Below are 19,030 nucleotides of genomic sequence, written 5' to 3'. Positions count from 1 at the left end.
GGTGCCGCCGAGTTTCTGGCAGTGCCGGCACTCACAGGTGTGGGCAAAAGTTGCAGGCCCTTGAGTGGTGAAGCGGATGCGACCGCAGAGGCAGCCGCCGAAACGTTCCGCGGCTTCTTCAGCTCCCTGGCCGTCGAGGGCTGGGGCGGGCGTGGTGGTCATGAGGTATCTCCCGTGCGCGAAGCGAAGATTGAGGTCATCAGGTGCCAACGCTTTCATGGTCGGGAAGCTGCTGGCACTCGTGGTCAGGTCAGGGAGGGGGCAAGTTGACGGAGGCGTTTGCGTGCAGTGAACGGCTGCCGGCCGCCGCACAGAGCCGGAGCTGTGCCCCGCTGGTGGGGCGGCCGTGCGGTCGCAGCCCGTCAGCTGGGGCTGGGGGCTTCCTCTGCCGTGGCAGTCCGCACGAAGGCGGAGATGTGCTTGATGTCCGGGGCGTAGCCGTTGGAGGTGTCCACGGTCAGGGTGGGAACGTCCATGGAGATCGGGACGAAGGACTCCAGTGAATGGTCTCCTGCGGCGATCGCTTCGAGCAGGTCGTGGTCTCCGTGCGCGGACCGGTGGCCGTTCTCCTCGGCGCGTTGGACGATGCGGTCGTGAGCGATCGCGGCCGGCGTGGCGCAGCGGATGACGCGGATCTGGGCGAGGTCCGCGAGCGGTTGCAGGTTCGGTCGCCACAGCCGGTCTTGGAAGGCGGCTTCGGCCACGACCGTCACCCCGGCCTGGAGGAGGACCTTCAGGACGCCGAAGAAGGCATCCAGGGTCGGGTAGTTGAGGGGGTCGTCCCCGCCGCTCTGGTATCCGGGGGTGGACATGACCATGCCTTGTTTGATCTCGTCCCGGATGATGGCGGGGCATCCGAGTTCGTTGGCGAGGGCGTGGGCGAGCGTGGTCTTGCCCGTGCCGGGGCCGCCGCTCACGACGGCGAGTGTGGGGGTCATGGCGTGTTCTCGCAGGTCAGCACAGCGAACTACCTGTTCGTGTCGGTCGTCGGTCGCGGGGTGAGCAGGGTGTTCTTGGCGAGCCGGAAGGCGATGAATCCCGGCTCGCGGGACAGTTTCGCGTATTCATGGGGATGGTGGTGGGCCATCTGCGGGTCGGGGCGGTGTTCCTCCAGGTGTTCGATGACGAAGCCGCTGGCGGTGCGCCAAGCCCAACCCCGCCGAGCTGGACTTCTCCGAGGTCGTCTGGGAGAAGAGCCCGCTCAGCGGGGGCAACGACAAATCGAGGCGCCATTTCTTGTATGCCTGCAAGTCCCTTCTTGTCGCCGCTCTCCAGGGCACGCCCCGACGTCGCTTCCTTGATCGCGTCAGGGTGGCTTCGGCCGTGGGGTGAGTCGGTGCATCTGGATGGTGTACGCGATGCGTTCGGTGGCGGGCTGATCGGCCTGAAGCGTGGGCCGGTTAACGTGTCTGCCTTTGGTTGCGCGGGGTGAACGGCGGCCGGGGCGAGGCGTGTTGGCGGTGCGGATGAGGTCGGCGCCGATGTCACGGATCTTGGCGGCCAGGCGTCGAGGGGGGAAAGTCCGCCCCGATGGTGCGCTGGGCGGCGTGCAGGGTGTGCTTGAAGCTGATCCGGGCGGGAGGGATGCCGGCGTCGGCCGCGCTGTCAGTGGCCAGGTCGCGGACGGCCTGGTAGACGCAGAGCATCGCCCAGAGCTCCTGCTCGACCATGGCGGGGCTGTTCGAACGCAGGGTCGCGGTGCGTCCGCCGCGCTGCTCGACCTTGATCGACCGGTAGGTCGTTTCGCTGGTCCAGCGTCGTGCATACAGTTCGGCGAGCTCTTCGGCGGGGGCCGCTTCGGGATCGAGCAAGGTCGTGATCAGGCAGAACAGCTCGGAGCTCGTCGCGGTGGGATCCGGTCCGCCCTCGCAGGTGGCGTGCACGGTGTATTCAATGACCCGCACCGTGACGCGTGCCCCACGCGGCCCGTTGAGATGGGACAGGTAGGTCCCGTCGGCGAGGACCTGGTCCACGGGCAGGGTGAACGACGCGCCGGCCCGCCACAGCAGCTCGGCACCCTGCGCGGCGGCGGCCGTGAAGAGGCCGAAGGAGGGAAAGCCGCGGTCGGCCAGCAGCAGGGTGCCTCGCTCAACGAGCGGTAGCAGCCGCTTCGCCAGGGTGCGTTCACCGACCGCGAGGGAGTCGAAGATGGCACCGATCACGGCCAGGGTGCCGCACTCGACCAGGGCGAGCAGCCGTACCTGCGGGTAGGGGCCCCGCCTGTTCTTCGTGGCCGGGCGGCTGTAAGCGGCGGCGTTCGCCGCGCTGTCGGGCACATCGAAGACCGTGCCGTCCAGCGAAGTGACGCGCAGCCCGCGCCAGAACACCCCCGGCGTGGCCGCCGTCCCCTGCACCCCTCGCACCCGGTCGAACAGCACCCGCAGCGCCGAAGCACCCAGCCGGGCACGGGCCTTGGTCAGCGAACCCGTCGAGGCCACCCGCCACCGCTCAGATCGCCCAAGCGGCCAGTGTTCCACCAGCTCCCGCAGCACACCGCCGTACCCGACCGAGGTGAACAGCCACATCGCCAGCGTGAAGTAGACGACCAGCCGGGCCGGCAACGACCTGACCGCACGCTCCCGAGCTCCGGCCTCCTCGATCGCGAAGTCCACCAACTCCGCACTGAACGTCCGCGTCAGGACACCCAGGCGTATCCGCTCCGGGTAGCCGTTCCCCACCACATGATCACGAGCCACAAGTCCGGGAGACTAGCCGATCACCCTGCAAGGAAGCGACGTTGGCTCAAGCCCCACCTCGTCGAGGGCAGCTGGTAGGTCGCGGACCCCCAGCACCCCCTCCGTCGGCAGCGGCCCCCATCGTTCCGGATCCGGTACGAACACCAACCACCACTCGTCCATCCACCACCCCTGTGAGCCCCTTGAACTTACTCAATCATCAGGGAAGCACAGGTGCGGGCAGTTCGGTGAACCCTGTGCCGTCACCGGTTCGTCCGGGCCGCGGGCGGTCCGTTCGCCTGGCCCCGGGACGGTGAGCACCACCGTCGCGCCCGACCAGGAGATCTGGTTCACGCCGATCCGCTGACCGCCGGGAGATCCGGCGAGCACCGCCTCGATCTGCGCCTCGACGCCCTCGACGGGTGCCGCCTCGCTCGCCGACGCCCGCTGCGCCCCGGCACCGGCCGGGGCACCGGCACCGGCACCGAGGGCGACGGTCACCAGGGTGAATATCGCCAGCACCGACCTGACCAGCCTCGTTCCGGGGTTTCGTCGCCTTGCCATATCCGCGTCCTTTCCGGTCGGTCCATCCGTTGTGACCACGCGGGCGGGGGCCCGGCTCAGACCGGCGCCGCCAGCTCGCCCGTCCCCAGTTCGCCCGTGCCGAATTCCTCCTCCGGGTCCAGTACGTCCTCCCCGTACTGCTCCAGCGGCCAGCCCGGCCGGTAGACGGTGTCGAGGTAGCGTTCGCCGAGGTCGGGGGCGATGGCCACCGCCGTCGTGTCCGGTGTGCCGTTGTGGTTCAGCCATTCGGTGGCGCCGCTGACGACCGTGCCGGTGGAGCCGCCGAAGAGGAAGCCGCGCCGGGCCATGCGGTGGCAGGCCCGTACGGTGTCGATCTCCTCGACCCGTACGACGTCGTCGACGTAGGACGCGTCGAGCAGCGCCGGAGTCACGCTGGTGCCGAGGCCCGGGATCATCCGGCGGCCCGGCGCGCCGCCGAAGGCGACCGAGCCCACGCTGTCGACGGCGACGATCCGCACCCGGCGCCGCCGCTCCCAGAACCACTGGGCGCAGCCCATCAGCGTCCCGGAGGTGCCGACCCCCACGAACAGCACGTCCAGACGCGGGAACTGCCGGGCGATGGCCGGCGCGGTGGTGCGGTAGTGCGCCCGCCGGTTCGCCTGATTGGTGTACTGGTCGAGCCACACATACCGCTGGTCGGCGGCGCACAGCGCGCGGACGTACGAGATCCGGGCGCCGAGGAAACCGCCGTGCGGGTCCGGCTCGGAGATGATGTGCACCCGGCTGCCCAGCGCCTCGATCACGCGCCGGGTCTGCGGATTGCACCGGGAGTCGGTCACACACAGAAACCGATAGCCCCGGCTCGCCGCGATCATGCTCAGCGCGACGCCCAGATTGCCGGACGACGACTCGACGAGCGTCGCGCCCGGCCTGAGCCGCCCGTCCCGTTCGGCGGCCCGGACCATCTCTGTCGCGGCCTTGAGCTTGATCGAGCCGGCGAAGTTGAACCCCTCGCACTTCAGGAAGAGCTTGTGTCCGACGACCTGTCGCAGATCGACGTACAGCTCCTCCTCGTTGAAGTCCGTGGGAACGGATATGACTGGCACTGCGGCCCCCCTGGTTGTGCAATGTCGTACTGCTGCGTGCGGCCGGTCAGCCGTACCGGCGCAGCTCGTGGAAGAAGTCGTCCACGACCCGTAGTCCGCCGGAGCGGGTCACTTCGTCGTGGACATAACCGCCGACCGCGAGGTCCAGGACCCCGAGGCCGAAGGGCGAGAAGATCACCGGACGGTCCGCCGGCACGGTCGCCCGGCCGGTGAGCACGTCATGGAGCGTTCCGTCGAGGAAGTCCCGCGCTCCGGTGAGCTGTTCGGTCAGATGCGGTGAGGTGCCGGCCTTGAGGCAGTGCTCGACGTCGTCGACGAAGTTCGCCGACGTGAGCAGCACCTCCGGCGCGAGATCGCGCAGGGACACATGCAGGACGAGCGGGTTGTGGGCGAACCACTTCGGTTCGTGGATGTGCGGTTCGCCCGTGACCGTCGCGAAGACCACCAGGTCGCTCGCCCGGATCACGTCCTCCGCGCTCTCGTGCACGGTCACCCGTCCGCTCGCCTTGGACCGTTCCAAATACCCCCGGAACCCGGCGGCGCTGTCGGCGGACAGGTCGTGCACCCCGACCTCCTCGAACGACCACCCGGTCGCCGCGAGGAAGGTGTGGATGTACCGGGCGATCAGGCCCGTGCCGAGGAAACCGACCCGGACCGGGCGCGGCGCCCCCCGGCGCGCGCTCAGCCGGTCGGCCGCCAGCGCCGCCGACGCCGCCGTCCGGGACGCGCTGATGATCGAGGCCTCCAGACACGCGAACGGATAGCCGGTGGCGTGGTCGTTGAGGATCAGCACGGCGGACGCGCGCGGCAGCCCGGACGCCGTGTTCTCCGGGAAACTGGAGACCCACTTCAACCCGTCCACCTGGAACTTCCCGCCCAGCGAGGCGGGCAGCGCGATGATCCGAGAGGACGGCCGGTCGGGGAAGCGGAGGAAGTACGACGGCGGATTGACCGTGTCGCCGGTGTCCCCGGCTCCGTGCAACAGATAGGCGGACTCGATCAGTTCGACGATCTCCCGCTCCCGGCCCCGCAGGGCCTGCCGCACCTGAGCGCCGGAGATCACGGCGAAACCCGGAACCTCGGTCATGTGAAGCTCACCTCGTCCTTCGAGTCGGAGTCCTGCGTGCCGGAGTCCCCTGTGCCGGAGTCCCCTGTGCCGGAGTCCCCTGTGCCGGAGTCCCCTGTGCCGGAGTCCCGTGTGTCGAGGTCGGCCGGCCGTACCGGATCCGCCATGCCCACCAGCACCTCGCGCGGGCCCTCGAAGGGCTCACGGCTGTGGGCGGAGCGGATGTTGTCGACGAGCAGGAGGTCGCCGGGGCGCCACGGTTCGCGGACGGTGTGTGCCTCGTAGACCTCGTTGAGCGTCTCGATGACGTCGGCGCCGATCGGATCGCCGTCGCCGTAACGGGTGTTGAAGGGCAGACCGTCGGGCCCGTACATGTCCACCAGGTACTCGCGCACCTCCGGGTCCATGGTCCACTCGCTGAGGAACGCGATCTGGTTGAACCAGCAGCGCCGTCCGGTCACCGGATGGCGGAGCACGGCGGCGCGCCGCTGCCGGGTGAGCAGGGAGCCGTCGGGCTGCCAGGCGAACCGGATGGCGTGTGCCCGGCAGTACGCCTCGACGGCCGTCCGGCCGTCGGTGCCGAAGGCCTCGGCCACCGACGCGCCGATCTCGTTGTTGTAGGAACGGGTCAGCAGCCAGCCGTCCCGCTCGAACCGCTTGGTCAACTCGGGCGGCAGCGCGGCGAGTACGGACTCGGCGTCGGCGACCCCGGTCGCCCCGCCCCGCTCCGGGGCTTCGAGACAGGCGAAGAGCAGGAGGCCGGGGAACTCCCGCCGGTAGCTCGCCTCGTGGTGCATGCACATCGGTTGGTTCGGCGGCCAGGCCGTCGAGGAGTACACGCCGTCCGCGTACGTCCGCCGGGACGCGAAGGCCTCCCTGTCACTCATCAGCGAATCGGCCAACGCCTCGAAGACCGCGCCCACTTCGGCCGCGTCCCGCAGTCCGAGACCGCGCACGAGCACCGAGCCGTGCTCGGTGACCGCGGCGCGCAGGGCGCCGCGGTGGCCGGCCGCCCAGTGGGCGGCGGGATCGGCGGGGGAGACGGTGAGTAGCGCGGGCCTGTCGGTCGACAGCTCGATGTCCGGTAGGAGCAAGGGAGTTGAGGAGGACGGGGATATGTCCGTGTTCTTGCGGCGGCGGCTCGCCGAGCCGCGTCGGCTCAGGAAACTCATGACGACTTCTCCCTCACGGTGTGCGCGCCGGCCCTCGTGTCGATCAGCCCGGCCAGGTCGGACAGGACCGGATGCCCGGTCACGTCCTTGGGGGACACCGCCCGGTCCAGGGCGACGGCGAGTTTCACCGCGGACAGCGAGGTGCCGCCCCGGTCGAAGAAGTGGTCGCGGCGGCCGATCCGGGCCCGTGGCACCCCGAGCACCTCGGCCCAGGCGCCGGCCAGCCGCTCCTCCGTCGGTGTGGCCGGCGCCTCCCCCGACCCGCCCTCGGCGGCGTCGAGCTGCTCGGCCAGCGTCGTCAGCGTCCGCCGGTCGGTCTTGCCGTTGGCGGTCAGCGGCAGACTCTCCCGCCAGTGGAAGACCGACGGCACCATGTACTCCGGCAGCGAGACCGCCAGCCGGTCCCGCAGCACCTCGGCCGCGAGCGGCAGGCCGGAGTGGAAGGCGACCAGGTGCGCGCCCTTGGCGACCACCACCGCGCCGTCCCGCACGCCCGCCACCCGCAGCAGCGCGTTCTCCACCTCGCCGATCTCGATACGGAAGCCCCGCACCTTGACCTGGGTGTCCCGGCGGCCCAGGAACTCCAGCTTCCCGTCCGGCCGCCAGCGCCCGTGGTCACCGCTGCGGTAGAGCCGCTCGCCGGGGCGGTACGGGTCGGTGGTGAAGGCCCGCCGGGTGCGCTCGGGATCGTTGACGTAGCCGCGCCCGACGCACACCCCGGAGAAGACGATCTCCCCCGGCGCGCCCAGCGGGACGAGGGAGAGATGTTCGTCGACGACGTACACCCGGACGTTGCCGACCGGACGGCCCAGCGGCACCCGGCCCCCTTCCGGAGCCCGGTCCATCACCTCGTGGTTGGTGTCGTCCGAGGTCTCCGTGAGCCCGTAGGCGTTGACCAGCGGTATCCCCGGCTCGGTGGCGAACCAGCGCTCCGCCAGCTCCTTCTTCAGCGCCTCCCCGGTCACCGACACCCGGCGCAGGTCCGGCAGTTCGCGCGGGTGCTGCTCCAGGTGGGCGAGGACGGCTTCGAGGTACGACGGCACCACCTGGAGCACATTGACCCGGCCGTCCGCGATCCGGTCGACGAACCGTTCGACGTCCAGGATCACCTCCTGCTCCACAAGGAGGGTCCGCCCACCGGTGAGGGGTCCGGCCAGCAGTTGCCACAGGGAGATGTCGAAGCACTGGGGCGCGGTCTGCGCGACCACGTCCCCGTCGCCGATGCCGAGGTCGTCGAGCTTGGCGTGGAGATGGTTGAGCATCCCGGCGTGCTCGCACATCGCGCCCTTGGGTTCGCCCGTGGAGCCCGAGGTGAAGTAGATGTAGGCGAGCCGCTCCGGCGCGATCTCCATACCGAGGTCGGAGTCGGCATGGGCTTCGTCGTACGCGTCCTCGACGAGCAGGCGCCGCACCCCGGGCAGTGCGGGCAGGGCCTTGTCCAGCGTGGCCGTGCTGCCCCGCTCGGTGAGCACCAGCTCGCAGCCGGCGCGGGCGAGGGTGGTGGCGACGCGTTCGGCGGGGAAGTGCGGCTCGACGGGCAGATAGGCGCCGCCCGCCTTGAACACGGCGAGGACGGCCGCCATCCAGTCCAGGTTCCGCTCGGTCACCACCGCGACGACTCCCTCGCGGCCGAGGCCCCGGACCAGCAGGGCCCGACTGAGCTGGTTGGCACGGGAGTTGAGCTCGCGGAACGTCCACCGCCGGTCGCCGTGGACGGCGGCGACCGCGTCCGGGTGTGACACGACCCGCTGCTCGAACAACTCGTGCACCCGGCAGTCGGGCAGTTCGCGGTGCGGTCCGGCCAACCCGTCGAGCTGGAAGCGGAGTTCCTCGCCCGACAGCAGGCCCCGCCGCCCGTGCTCGGCGTCCGGCTCACCCGTCAGCCGGGTGAGCGCGGTGACGTGGTACCCGGCGACCCGGGCCGCGCCGTCCTCGTCGAGCACCTCGGTGCGGTACCGCAGCCGCAGCGCCGGACCGTCGTCGCGGTGCACCAGACCCACCCGCAGGACCACGTCCTCGTCGAGGTCGCCGTCCGCGCCGCTCGGGTCGAGCACGGTCTCGAACGGCGGCTCGGCGAGCCCGAGTTCGTGCCGCAGGGCGTCGACCGGGAAGCCGGCGTGGGTCAGCAGCTCCGCGGTGACGTCATGGGTGTGCCGCAGCAGCTCGCGCCAGGTGCCGCCGGGCGCGGTCGCGAGCCGGCACGGCAGCAGACGTCCGTCCTCCATCCAGCCGGTGGTGACCTCGCACTCGCCCGACAGCACGGCGAGCACCTTGGCATGGGCCGCGAGCAGCGCCGTCGTACCGTCCGAAGAGGCCAACAGCCCCTCCGGAAGCGCCACTTCGTACACGGCGACCCCCTTCACCGGATCGGTGCTCCACCGTGGCACCACGGTCCGCCCCCCGGCGGTGAGCACTTCCTGCCAGTACTTCCGGGCAGCGCCGCCCGGCTCCGACTGATCCATCGTTTCCCCCGATTCACCGTTCTCCGGTGGTTTCCGTCGCCGGGTTGCCGCCCCAGCGCGCGTGCGGCGGCACCTCCTCGCCCTTCATCAGGAAGGAGTCGGGGGCGAGTACGGCACCCTCGCCCAGCGTCACGCCGTAGTGGATGAAGGCCTGGACCTCCAGCGTGCAGTTCGCGCCGATCACCACGTGGTCGGACTTGAAGGTGCCGTCCTCCTGCGAATGGGCCTGGATCTTGGTGCCCGCGGCCAGCGTGCAGTCGTCCCCGATCTCCGTCAGCGTCCGCTCGGTGATGTACACCCCGTCGTCGAAGACCCGCCGCCCGATCCGGACCCCCATCAGCCGCCAGACGAGGTTCTTGTACGGGGTGCCGTTGAGCACGGTCAGATAGGTGTCCGGCAGCTTCCACAGCCGTTCCTGCCGCCAGAAGACGGGGTCGTAGATGGAGCACAGCCGCGGTTGGAGCGGCCGGAAACGGGTGAGGCAGCGCTCCACCAGCACGTAGTACCCGGTCGTGAGGACGAGGGCGGCGATCGGCGTCGCGGCGAGCGCGAGCAGCCCGGCGGTGCCGTACTGCCCGTACAGGTCGTAGGCCGCGAAGCCGAGCAGGATGAGCGCGAAGGTGTGCAGCCAGCGCAGGAACAGGAACAGGCCCATCGAGCGCAGGTTGAAGCGGTTCTTCGCGGCGAGCCGGCGGTGCAGCTCCTCGCCCTCGCGCAGATGGTCGAAGCGGCTGTCGCGCTCCACCGAGCGGGGGATCTCGAAGGGCGGCGAGCCGAGCAGCCCGACCCCTTCGCGGATCTCGCCGTCGAGCGGGACCAGCACCTTCGTGGCCAGCAGACAGTTCTCGCCGGTCCGGCCGCCGACCGGGTAGGCGATGGCGTTGCCCAGGAAGTTGTGCCCGCCGATCTCGGTCCGGGAGACCCGGAAGGACGTGGCGGAGTAGTCCGCGTTCATCACCGACAGCCCGTCCGCGACCATCGTGCCGCTGCCGACCCGCACCAGGTACGGCGTCTCGTGCTGTACCTCCGTGCCGAAGTTGGACCCGGTCTGCTCGACGAGCGAGAGGTCGTATCCGAGGGCCTTGAGGTACGGGACGATGTAGGAGCTGTCGCCGCAGAGCCACTTGAAGAACTTGAGGTTGGTCAGGCGGGTGATCGCGCGGTGCACCGAGTAGTGGAAGCCGTACAGCGGATAGGTGCGGTCCGGCCGGACGAGCGGGCGCAGCAGGCGCGGGACGGCGAACACGGCCACCACTGCGACGACGACGGAGCCGGCGAACAGCGCGAGGGACAGGGCCAGCGCCTCGATGTAGAAGCGCGCCGAGGTGATGTGCTGTGCCGCCGGGTCGAGCAGGGTCTCCAGCTCGGGCGCGGTGGTGAGCAGCAGATACGCGCCGCCGACGGTCAGCGGCAGATACAGCGCCAGCGTCTGGAGCAGGGCGGCGAGCCCGTACCCGGCCCGCCGGAGTGTGCCGCAGGGGGCCGGGGCGACCCGGATGTGGTCCACCTCCGTGCGCCGGGCGGGGGAGCCGTGCCGACGCTGCCCGGCCGGGACCGCCTGGCCGGCGTGGAGTGCGGAGGAGTGGCCGAGCTGGGAGCCGTCGCCCATGACGGTGCCGATGTCGAGCACGGTGTGCTCGCCGACGAAGACGTCACGGCCGAGGGTCACCGGGCCGGTGCGGATCCGCCCGGCGCGTGCCCGGTAGCAAAGGAAGTAGGCGTTCTTGCGGATCACCGAGTCCGCGCCGATCGTCAGCAGGTCGGTGCAGACCGGGACGGTGTGGCTCAGGATCGTGACGCCGGGTCCGATCCGGGCGCCGAGGGCCCGCAGGTACAGCACGTACAGCGGGTTGCCGACGAACAGCAGCATCGGGCTGGTGTGCAGCAGCGCCTTGACGATCCAGAACCGCAGATAGGCCGGACCCCAGACGGGGAACTCGGTGGGCTTCCATCGCCCGATCAGCAGCCACTTGGCGGCGACCGGGAGTGTGCAGAGCGCGAGGAGGGCGAGAGCGCCGAAGCCGGCCGACCGCAGATAGACCTCGACGACACCGGAACCGTCCGCTACCCACTCGTACCCCTGTACGGAGCCGAGCGCGGCCAGCAGGCAGTAGCCGGCGAAGAGGAGCAACTGCAGGGCCCCGCACAGGACGTACCGGAAGGTGCTGCCCGGCGGTGTGACCTCGGCGGGTACCGGCGGGGCGGCCGGCGATGGCGGTGCCTCGGCGAGCGCGGCCGCGAGACGCCGGACCGTCGGGTGGCCGTAGACGTCCCGGATGGACACCGACGGCAGATCGGGATGCTTCCTGACGCGGGCACAGAAATGGGCCATCGTCAGGGAGTTGGCGCCGAGGTCGTCGAAGAAATGGCTTTCTGCGGGCACATGTTCGAGGTGTGCGACGTCGGCCAGAACTTCGGCGAGCAGTCGCTCGGTGGCGGTGTGCGATTCCGCCGCGTACGGCTCGGCCGCCTCGACCTCACTGATTTTTTCCACCACGTGTCGTGGCGCTGGCAATGTCATTTGATTTCTCCGCGACAGGTATTGCGATGGAAGGCGCCCGGGGGTGAACGGGACGGCGCGCGGAATGACAGAAGGAGGGAGGGGATGGAGCGGTGACGGATGTGGCGGAATTGATCAGGCCTGGTCGCAGCCTGCGCGAATCCCCCGAGGTGCGCTGCGCCCGGGCCTGGTCCAGGAGGGTGCAACGGAATGCAATCCGGATTCTTTCGGTACATTCGGAACAGGTCAAGAGAGGTCGGGTAATTGACGCTTTCCCGCCCCTTTCCTGATCTCTTCCGACCTGTCGGACCGGGCCCGAAAGGGTGCTTCAGCGGGGAACTTTCCAAAGTGTGGGTACAAACACGCTCGAACGTTCCACTTCTGACGCCCCATTGATTCGGCCAGCACGTGCATGACAGAAAAGGCGATTCGGAATCACCTTTTGTTTTCTGCTGGGTTTCCCTTCGATTGCTGCCCCGTGACGCGACCCGAGGGAAGGGTGCGCCGCACGCGGGGCCCTGCCCGGTCGACGGCACCAGGAGGTGAGGGCGGCGCGCCCGGCCGGATACCTTTAGGGCGTGCAGCCAGCAAGTCAGTCACCTCGAACACCCGAGAGCCCCCATGGGCGTCTCCACCGCGCGCGTGCCCTCTACCGGGACGTCTCCAAGCGCAGGACCGCCTGGCTGCTCCTGAAGGACACCGTCAACTCCTGCATCGAGTACCGCATCCTGGGCCTCGCGGCCGAGGCGGCGTTCTTCACGCTGCTCTCCGTGCCGCCGCTGCTGCTCAGCATGATCGGCCTGCTCGGCTACGTCGACGACTGGACCGGCGCCGACACCATCGCCAGCCTGGAGCTCAACCTCCTGGAGGCCTCGCGCACCATCCTGTCCGACAAGGGCGTCGCCGAGATCGCGCAGCCGATCCTGGACGACGTGATGAAGGGCGGCCGCCCCGACGTCATCTCCATAGGCTTCCTGTTCGCCCTGTGGTCCGGCTCGCGGGCGGTGAACGTCTTCATCGACACCATCACCGTCATGTACGGCCTCGACGGCGTCCGCGGCATCGTCAAGACCCGCCTCATGGCCTTCCTGCTCTTCCTCGTGGCGCTGCTGATCGGCTCCGTCGCCCTGCCCCTGATGGTCGCCGGGCCCGACGCCGTCGTCCGGATCGTCCCGTGGTCGGCGACCGTCGTCCAGGTCCTCTACTGGCCCGTGGTGATCCTCCTGTCCATCGTCTTCCTGACGACCCTGTACCACGTGTCGGTGCCGGTCCGCTCGCCCTGGGTCGAGGACGTGCCGGGCGCCCTCGTGGCCCTCGGCATGTGGGTGCTCGGCAGTTTCCTGCTCCGTATCTACCTCAGCAACACGGTCGAGGGAGCGACGATCTACGGCTCCCTGGCCGCCGCCGTCGCGGTGCTCCTGTGGATCGGCGTGGGCGCCTTCGCGGTACTGGTCGGCGCCGCCGTCAACGCCGCCATCGACCGCGTGTGGCCCGCCGCCGCCACCGCCGCGGCCCGCGCCGCCAACGAGCGCCTCCGCGAGGAACAGGCCGCCGAGTACGTCGCCCGTGCCGCCGCGGCCCGCTCCTACGACCCCGAGGACCCGGACATGCCCTCGGAGTTCCCCGAGCGCTGGTCGCGCTTCCTGCCGCCGGAGGACGTGACGTCGAGGCTGCGGTCACCTGTGAAGAAGGGGGAGGACTAAGGGGGACGACCAACGTCCCCGCCGCCGCCCCGCATCGCTCGGGGCCGGCGGTCACACCTTCCCCTGAGACCGGCAGGGCCGCGGGCGTAGCCTCGTCGGTGTGTACGTCGAAAGGGCTTCCCGGCTCGCCGGGGCGGTGGTGTGGACCAATGCGCCGTCCGGCGGCGGTGCGGGGCTCGTCCTGCCCGACGGGTGCATGGACCTGTTGTGGAACGACGGCGGGCTGTCGGTCGCCGGGCCCGACACCCGGGCGCACGTCACCGAAGACGCACCCGGTCCCTGGGCCGGCCTGCGCTTCTACCCCGGCACCGCGCCCACCTACCTCGGTGTGCCCGCGCACGAACTGCGCGACCGGCGCGTGGAGCTGGCCGAGCTGTGGCCCGCCGCCGTCGTACGACGGTTCACCGCCCGGGTGAACGCGGCGGCCGATCCGGCGAGCGGGCTCGAAGAAGTGGCCCTGGAGCGGGCGGCCGATGCCGGCCGCCCCGATCCGCTGCTGCGCCGGGTCGTCGCCGCCCTCGACGCGGGCCGCCCGGTCGCGGCGACCGCCGACGAACTCGGCCTCGGAGCCCGGCAGTTGCACCGCAGGTCCCTCGCCGCGTTCGGATACGGGCCCAAGACACTGGCCCGGGTGCTGCGACTGCAGCGGGCGCTCGTCCTGGCCCGCACCGGCGTGCCGTACGCCGAGACGGCGGCCCGGACCGGATACGCCGACCAGGCCCATCTGGCGCGTGATGTACGCGAGTTGGCGGGCCTGCCGCTCGGAGAGCTACTCGGCGGCGGACGGTAGCGGCGCGAAGAGGTCCACCCCGTTGCCGTCGGGGTCGAGGATCACGGCGTACCGCTGGCCCCACACCGCGTCCCACGGCTTCAGCTCGCCCTGGTACCCGGCGCCCACCAACTCCTCGTACACCGCGTCCACTTCGGCGGGACTGTCGCACAGCAGGGCCAGCCCGGCGCCGCCGCCCTTCCCCGGGACGTACTGGGGGTGGAAGGAACGCACGGTCTCCTCGGTGTCGAGCAACAGCCGCAGCCCGCCGGGGAGTCGCGCCTCGGCGTGCGGCAGGTCCTCGGCCCCCTCGGGGAAGTCGAAGCCGAGCCTGCGGTAGAAGGTGACGGAGGCGGCCATGTCCGAGGCCACCATCCCGATCGCATCCAGTCGTGGAGTCATGCGGCCACCGTAGGAGGGGCGGGGGTGGTGGGTCTTGAAGGAATCGGACACGTCGCCGGGCGGCCTCCGGGCAGGGCTCCGGACAGTGCCTACTCCGCCCGCCAGACCGTCATGTCCGCGCTCACGAAGCTGACACCGCTGTCGGGCAGCGCGGTCGACTTCGTCTGGATCACGAGCAGCGCGATGTCCCCGGACGGGTGCTTGACGCAGAACTCGCTGCCGGCCGCCGCCGCGGCCAGGGTGAAGCTGTGGCTCGTGGCGCCGGTGAGGGCGATACGGCAGGTGTCGAGGCCGGCGCCCGGATCGGCGAACAGCATGGTGATCACGCTGGTGTCGCTCTCCAGCGCGCAGCTCGGCTCCTCGCAGCTGAAACGGATGTCCCCCTTGCGGTCCTCGCGGTCGATCGGCTTCCTGATGCCCAGGGAGTTCTTCTCGTTCAGGAACCGTTGGGGGTACGCGGTGGGCCGGGGCTGCTCGGGCTCGGTCGGGGAGGGGCTCGCTCCCTCCGGTGTTCGGTCGGCGCCGCCGGCCGACGAGGAACCTGATGAGGACCCCGACGACCGTCCGGACGCTGTCGGGCCGGGCGTCGAGGAGGAGGACGAGGAGGAGGACGAGGAGGAGTCCCGGTTGAGGAGCCGGTTCGCTCCCTCCAGGACGGTCCACGCCAGGCCCGTCACCAGCAGCGCACCCGTGGTCACGGCGACGGCCGTGATCAACGCGGTACGGCGCCGGCGGGCCCGCCGCTCCTCCGGGTCCATCGGGCGCTCCGGGCCCGTCAGCCCGGCGGGCCCCATCAGCCCTGTCGGACCCATGGGCCTCGTCGCCCCCATAGGGCGTACCGGCGCGATCAGCGGCATCGGGTGTACCGGGGTCGGCGCCGGGACCGGGGACGGAACCGTCACCTGCGGGCCGGCGACCTCCCGCCACACGGCGGGTCCGCCGCCCGCGTCGGCGTCCCGGCCCAGCCGCTGCCGGCACCATTCGACGACCTCCGCGAGGGTGGCCCGCTGCGCCGGATCGGCGGCCAGGCACCGGGCGAGCAGGGGGCGTAGCTGTGCGGGCAGCCGGGACAGGTCGGGTTCCGAGTGCACGATCCGGTACAGCACACTGACCGACGGGCCGTCCCCGTACAGCGGCTCACCCAGGGCCGCGAAGGCCGCCGTCTGGCCGAGCGCGAATGCATCGGTCGCCGCCGTGACCTCACCCCCGGTCGCCTGCTCGGGCGCCATGAACTGGGGCGTGCCGGCGGCCGTGCCCGTGGCCGTGTGCGAGGTGATGCCGGAGGCCAGCGAGATACCGAAGTCGATCACCCGGGGCCCGTCGGCGGCCAGCAGCACGTTCGACGGCTTCAGGTCACGGTGCACGATGCCCGCGCCGTGGATGGCCTGGAGCGCCTCGGCCACCCCGGCCATCAGCCACAGCACCGCCGGCACCGGCAGCGGTCCGTGCCGGGCGACGGCCTCCGCGAGGGAGGGCCCGGGTACGTAGAGCGTGGCCAGCCAGGGTGGTACACCGTCCGCGTCGGCGTCGATCAGCTCGGCGGTGTACGCGCCCCGGACCCGCTGGGCCGCCTTGATCTCCCGGTGGAACCGCCGCCGGAAGACCGGGTCGTCGGCCAGCTCCGGGCGGATCACCTTGATCGCCACCGGTCGGCCGCCCTGGGTGTGCGACAGATAGACCCGGCCCATGCCACCCGCGCCGAGCCGGGCGGCGAGGCGATAACCGGCCACCTGGACCGGATCGTCCGCCTGTAGTGGCTGGAACACCTCAGTCGCGTTGTTCAACGATCCCCGTCCCCGTCCCCGTCCCCGTGATGCCGGGTCGCCAGATCCTCTGGCTCCCTCATCCCCTGATCCGCTGATCCCCTGGATCTGTCGGCCTGATGAAATGACCAACGGCAGCAGCCTAAAGGGTGTCCTGTGAACCCGTGTTCGGAATTGATCGAGGCGAGCCTCTCGTGAGAACGGACCCTTTGGCTCACCTGTGGAACAACTGTGCGGCAGGATATAGGGCATGCCCCGTACCGCGCGTGTTCTGCTGCCCCTGGCGTTGCTGCCGTTGCTGCTCACCGCCTGCGGGAACGAGAAAGCCGTGGTCGTGGGCCGGGAGCCCCTCATGTCGGCCCCCGACCGGGCCGAACTCCACGCCCGGGCCGAGGCGCTGGGCCTCACGCCCGGATTCGTCTATGTCACCGAGTCCCCCGGATTCACGCTCGCCCGTCAGTCGGTCGGCGTGTACGGCGACGACGGCTTCGCCGCCGCCTACTGGTCGTGGAAGAACAGCGCCCAGCTCCTCATCCTCGTCGACCACGGCACGATGGACGCCGAGAACTGCCCGGACCAGCCCCTCGGCCAGGGCACGGGCACGTCGGTCACCTGTGAACGCGACGGGGAGACCTGGTACCGCACCTCGGCGGGGGAGCACGAGTACGCCGTGCCGGAGGACGGCCACGTCGTCCGGATCAGCGCCGCCACGGCGACCGTGGACCGCGACGTCCTGCGCGCCGCCGCCCTCGCCGCCCACCGCCCCACCGACGCCGAACTGGCCTTCATCCTCCCGCCCCGCCACGACGGCAAGCATCCGCGCCCGCCCGGCGGCATGCCGATCGAACGCGGCGACCTGCCGCCGAGGGGCGACGGAGCCCCGAACAACCAGGCGGGGACGTCCGGTTGAGCTGCTAGGACGTACTGCCCGCCTGCTGCGGGCCGAAGGCCGTCATGAAGCGGTCGCGGAACTTGTCCATCCGCCATACCGGGGTGTCCTCGGCCGGCTTGAGGCCGTCCGTCCAGCCCCAGTCGGAGATCTTCTCCAGCACCTCGGGGTCCTGTGCGACGATCGAGACGGGCACGTCGTGGCTGGGGTTGTCACCGGTGACCGTCTTGTTGGGCTGGTGGTCGCCGAGGAAGATCAGGACGGTGTCCTTGGAGCCGTACTTCGCGACGTAGTCGACGATGCTGGACACCGAGTACTGGATGGACTTGCGGTACTCGTCACGGACGTCGGAGGGGTTCTGCCAGACCTCCTTGGGGTCCTTGCCCTCCGCCTTCTGGAGCGAGTCGTAGACCGAGCCGTCACCGACCTGGTCCTCGGGGATCGTGCTCGGGATGGGCGCCCACGGGTTGTGGCTGGAGGTCAGGATGATCTCCGCCATCATCGGCTCGCGGTCCTTCTTGCCGTGCTCCAGCTCCTCGAACGCCTTCAGCGTGTACTGGTCGGGCATGGTCGACCAGCTGAACTTCGGGCCCTGGTAGCCGAGCTGGTCGGAGTCGTAGATGTGGTCCAGACCGAAGTACTTGCCCTCCGGCCAGGCCTTCTGGGTGCCCGGCACAATGCCGACCGTGCGCCAGGCACCGGTGCGGCGGAACGCCTCGGTGAGGGTGAGACGGTCACCGGAGACGAGGTTGCGGTAACGCTGCTGGTTCTTGATCCACAGGCCGGACAGGAACGTGGAGTGGCCCAGCCAGCTGCCGGCGCCCGTGATGGGGGAGCGCAGCCAGCCGCTCTGCGACGCGTACCCGGCCTCCTCCAGCTCCCGCGTCTTCTGCGTGAGCGTCTCGCCGAGCGGTTCGCCCATCTGCGGGTCGTCGATCGCGGAGCGGCCGTAGCTCTCGATGAACGTGATCAGTACGTCCTTGCCGCGCAGCCCCGTCAGCAGCTGGTCCGGCGGTACGTCGGCGAAGGCGTCCACCGCCGCCTCCTTCTTGAACGCCTCCCCGTCCTTCAGCCCGTCGCTCACCGACTCGATCCGGTTCTCCACGAGCGTCGCCGCGCTGTGCGAGGCCACCGGCACATCGGCGATCTCCAGCGTCAGCGTCGAGCAGGTGATCCAGACCGTCCCCAGGACGAGCAGCGTACGGCTCGCCGTGTGCCGGTTGCGCACCATCAGCCGGCTGATCCGCACGACCGCCAGTGTCATGAGCACCGGCAGCGCGAGCGCCAGCGCGATCACCCCGATCGTGGCCGCCTGCGCGACCGCGCCGCCCAGCGAGTCCTTCATGAACGACTGCGCGTCGTCCAGCAGGATCCAGTCCAGCACCAGGTCGAACGGCCGGTCGAGGGTCCAGTACGACCCCATGTCCAGCACCTTGACGATCACCAGCAGCCCGAGCACCACACCGACGACCACCACTCCCACGCGGCGCGCCTTCGGCGGCAGCACGAGCAGCAGCGCCGCCACGAGGATTCCCTCCGCAGGGATCCGCAGGAAACGGCCGAACCCGAGGTCGGTGACGTCGTTCGGCACGAGCAGCGCGAACACGACGAGTGCGAGGGCGAGCCCGGTGACCGTCCAGGCGACGGCGCGCGCGGCCCGGGGGTGCTTGACGCGCCGGCCGGAGGGGGGTGAGGGGCGCTCGGCCTCGGCCTCTACGTCCGCCTCGGCCTGGATTTCGACGTCCTCCTCGGCCTCGACCTCTGCCTCGCCGTCCTCCTCGGCCTCGACCTTTGGCTTGGCCTCTGCCTCTGCCTCTGCCTCTGCCTCTGCCTCTGCCTCTGCCTCGGTCTCCGTAACCGCTTCCGGTTCCGGAGGGCCGGCGTCCTCCGGGGCCTTGTCGTCATCCGGTGCCGGTGTCGGTTCCGGAAGCTGCGGAGAGCGTGTGTGCGACAACCCGAAGGTCCTTCCCTGTGGAGCATGTGGAGCTCAGTGCTGGT

Annotated in this window: 14 protein-coding genes; 3 read left to right on the top strand and 11 right to left on the bottom strand. The window is 70.4% G+C overall.

Going from position 1 to position 19,030, the window contains the following annotated elements:
• Positions 1 to 362: 362 nt before the first annotated feature.
• The 8 genes from I8N67_RS07755 to I8N67_RS07720 form a co-directional block, all read right to left on the bottom strand.
• Positions 363 to 938: a P-loop nucleotide/nucleoside kinase family protein gene (locus I8N67_RS07755; protein WP_200301841.1), complete on the bottom strand. Its 576-nt coding sequence runs from the start codon at positions 936 to 938 to the stop codon at positions 363 to 365.
• Positions 939 to 1,484: 546 nt separating this feature from the next.
• Positions 1,485 to 2,696 (bottom strand): IS4 family transposase, encoded by a 1,212-nt coding sequence (locus I8N67_RS07750; protein WP_200301840.1) that lies wholly within the window; start codon positions 2,694 to 2,696, stop codon positions 1,485 to 1,487.
• A 192-nt stretch (positions 2,697 to 2,888) separates the two neighbouring features.
• The gene (locus I8N67_RS07745) at positions 2,889 to 3,239 is read right to left on the bottom strand and encodes a hypothetical protein (RefSeq protein ID WP_200301839.1); all 351 of its coding nucleotides are present in this window, start codon (positions 3,237 to 3,239) and stop codon (positions 2,889 to 2,891) included.
• A gap of 56 nt (positions 3,240 to 3,295) precedes the next feature.
• Positions 3,296 to 4,306: a 2,3-diaminopropionate biosynthesis protein SbnA gene (sbnA, locus tag I8N67_RS07740; protein ID WP_200301838.1), complete on the bottom strand. Its 1,011-nt coding sequence runs from the start codon at positions 4,304 to 4,306 to the stop codon at positions 3,296 to 3,298.
• Positions 4,307 to 4,352: 46 nt separating this feature from the next.
• Complete coding sequence (gene sbnB, locus I8N67_RS07735; protein WP_200301837.1) at positions 4,353 to 5,393, bottom strand: 2,3-diaminopropionate biosynthesis protein SbnB; 1,041 nt, start codon at positions 5,391 to 5,393, stop codon at positions 4,353 to 4,355.
• The gene (locus I8N67_RS07730; RefSeq protein ID WP_200301836.1) at positions 5,390 to 6,544 is read right to left on the bottom strand and encodes a TauD/TfdA family dioxygenase; all 1,155 of its coding nucleotides are present in this window, start codon (positions 6,542 to 6,544) and stop codon (positions 5,390 to 5,392) included. Before I8N67_RS07730 ends, sbnB begins: the two co-directional genes overlap by 4 nt.
• The gene (locus I8N67_RS07725; protein WP_200301835.1) at positions 6,541 to 9,006 is read right to left on the bottom strand and encodes a non-ribosomal peptide synthetase; all 2,466 of its coding nucleotides are present in this window, start codon (positions 9,004 to 9,006) and stop codon (positions 6,541 to 6,543) included. Before I8N67_RS07725 ends, I8N67_RS07730 begins: the two co-directional genes overlap by 4 nt.
• 13 nt (positions 9,007 to 9,019) lie before the next feature.
• Positions 9,020 to 11,527, bottom strand: a complete 2,508-nt coding sequence (locus I8N67_RS07720) for a Pls/PosA family non-ribosomal peptide synthetase (RefSeq protein ID WP_200301834.1) — start codon at positions 11,525 to 11,527, stop codon at positions 9,020 to 9,022.
• Positions 11,528 to 12,084: 557 nt separating this feature from the next.
• On the opposite strand from I8N67_RS07720, the gene I8N67_RS07715 reads away from it, so the two are divergent.
• Positions 12,085 to 13,209: a YihY/virulence factor BrkB family protein gene (locus tag I8N67_RS07715; RefSeq protein ID WP_200301833.1), complete on the top strand. Its 1,125-nt coding sequence runs from the start codon at positions 12,085 to 12,087 to the stop codon at positions 13,207 to 13,209.
• Positions 13,210 to 13,309: 100 nt separating this feature from the next.
• Positions 13,310 to 13,999: a helix-turn-helix domain-containing protein gene (locus I8N67_RS07710; protein ID WP_200301832.1), complete on the top strand. Its 690-nt coding sequence runs from the start codon at positions 13,310 to 13,312 to the stop codon at positions 13,997 to 13,999.
• Here the strand turns inward: I8N67_RS07710 and I8N67_RS07705 are convergent.
• Positions 13,979 to 14,380, bottom strand: coding sequence for a VOC family protein (locus tag I8N67_RS07705; protein ID WP_234045265.1), 402 nt, complete (start codon positions 14,378 to 14,380; stop codon positions 13,979 to 13,981). The two genes, I8N67_RS07710 and I8N67_RS07705, sit on opposite strands and share 21 nt — an antisense overlap.
• An 89-nt stretch (positions 14,381 to 14,469) precedes the next feature.
• Positions 14,470 to 16,164 carry a serine/threonine-protein kinase gene (locus tag I8N67_RS07700; protein ID WP_200301830.1) on the bottom strand — a complete coding sequence of 565 codons (1,695 nt, stop codon included), beginning with the start codon at positions 16,162 to 16,164 and terminating at the stop codon, positions 14,470 to 14,472.
• A 229-nt stretch (positions 16,165 to 16,393) separates the two neighbouring features.
• On the opposite strand from I8N67_RS07700, the gene I8N67_RS07695 reads away from it, so the two are divergent.
• On the top strand, positions 16,394 to 17,053 hold the full coding sequence (locus tag I8N67_RS07695; protein WP_200301829.1) for a hypothetical protein: 660 nt from the start codon (positions 16,394 to 16,396) through the stop codon (positions 17,051 to 17,053).
• 4 nt (positions 17,054 to 17,057) lie between these two features.
• On the opposite strand, the gene I8N67_RS07690 is transcribed toward I8N67_RS07695, so the two are convergent.
• A complete protein-coding gene (locus I8N67_RS07690; protein WP_200301828.1) occupies positions 17,058 to 18,986 on the bottom strand; it encodes an alkaline phosphatase family protein in 1,929 nt (642 codons plus the stop codon).
• Positions 18,987 to 19,030: the final 44 nt, after the last annotated feature.

Origin of the sequence: Streptomyces adelaidensis, from assembly GCF_016598475.1 — a bacterium.
In the GTDB taxonomy this organism is placed as follows: Bacteria; Actinomycetota; Actinomycetes; order Streptomycetales; family Streptomycetaceae; genus Streptomyces; species Streptomyces adelaidensis.
The sequence above is the reverse complement of the archived record's forward strand: the minus strand, read 5'-3'. Positions and strand labels throughout refer to the sequence as shown.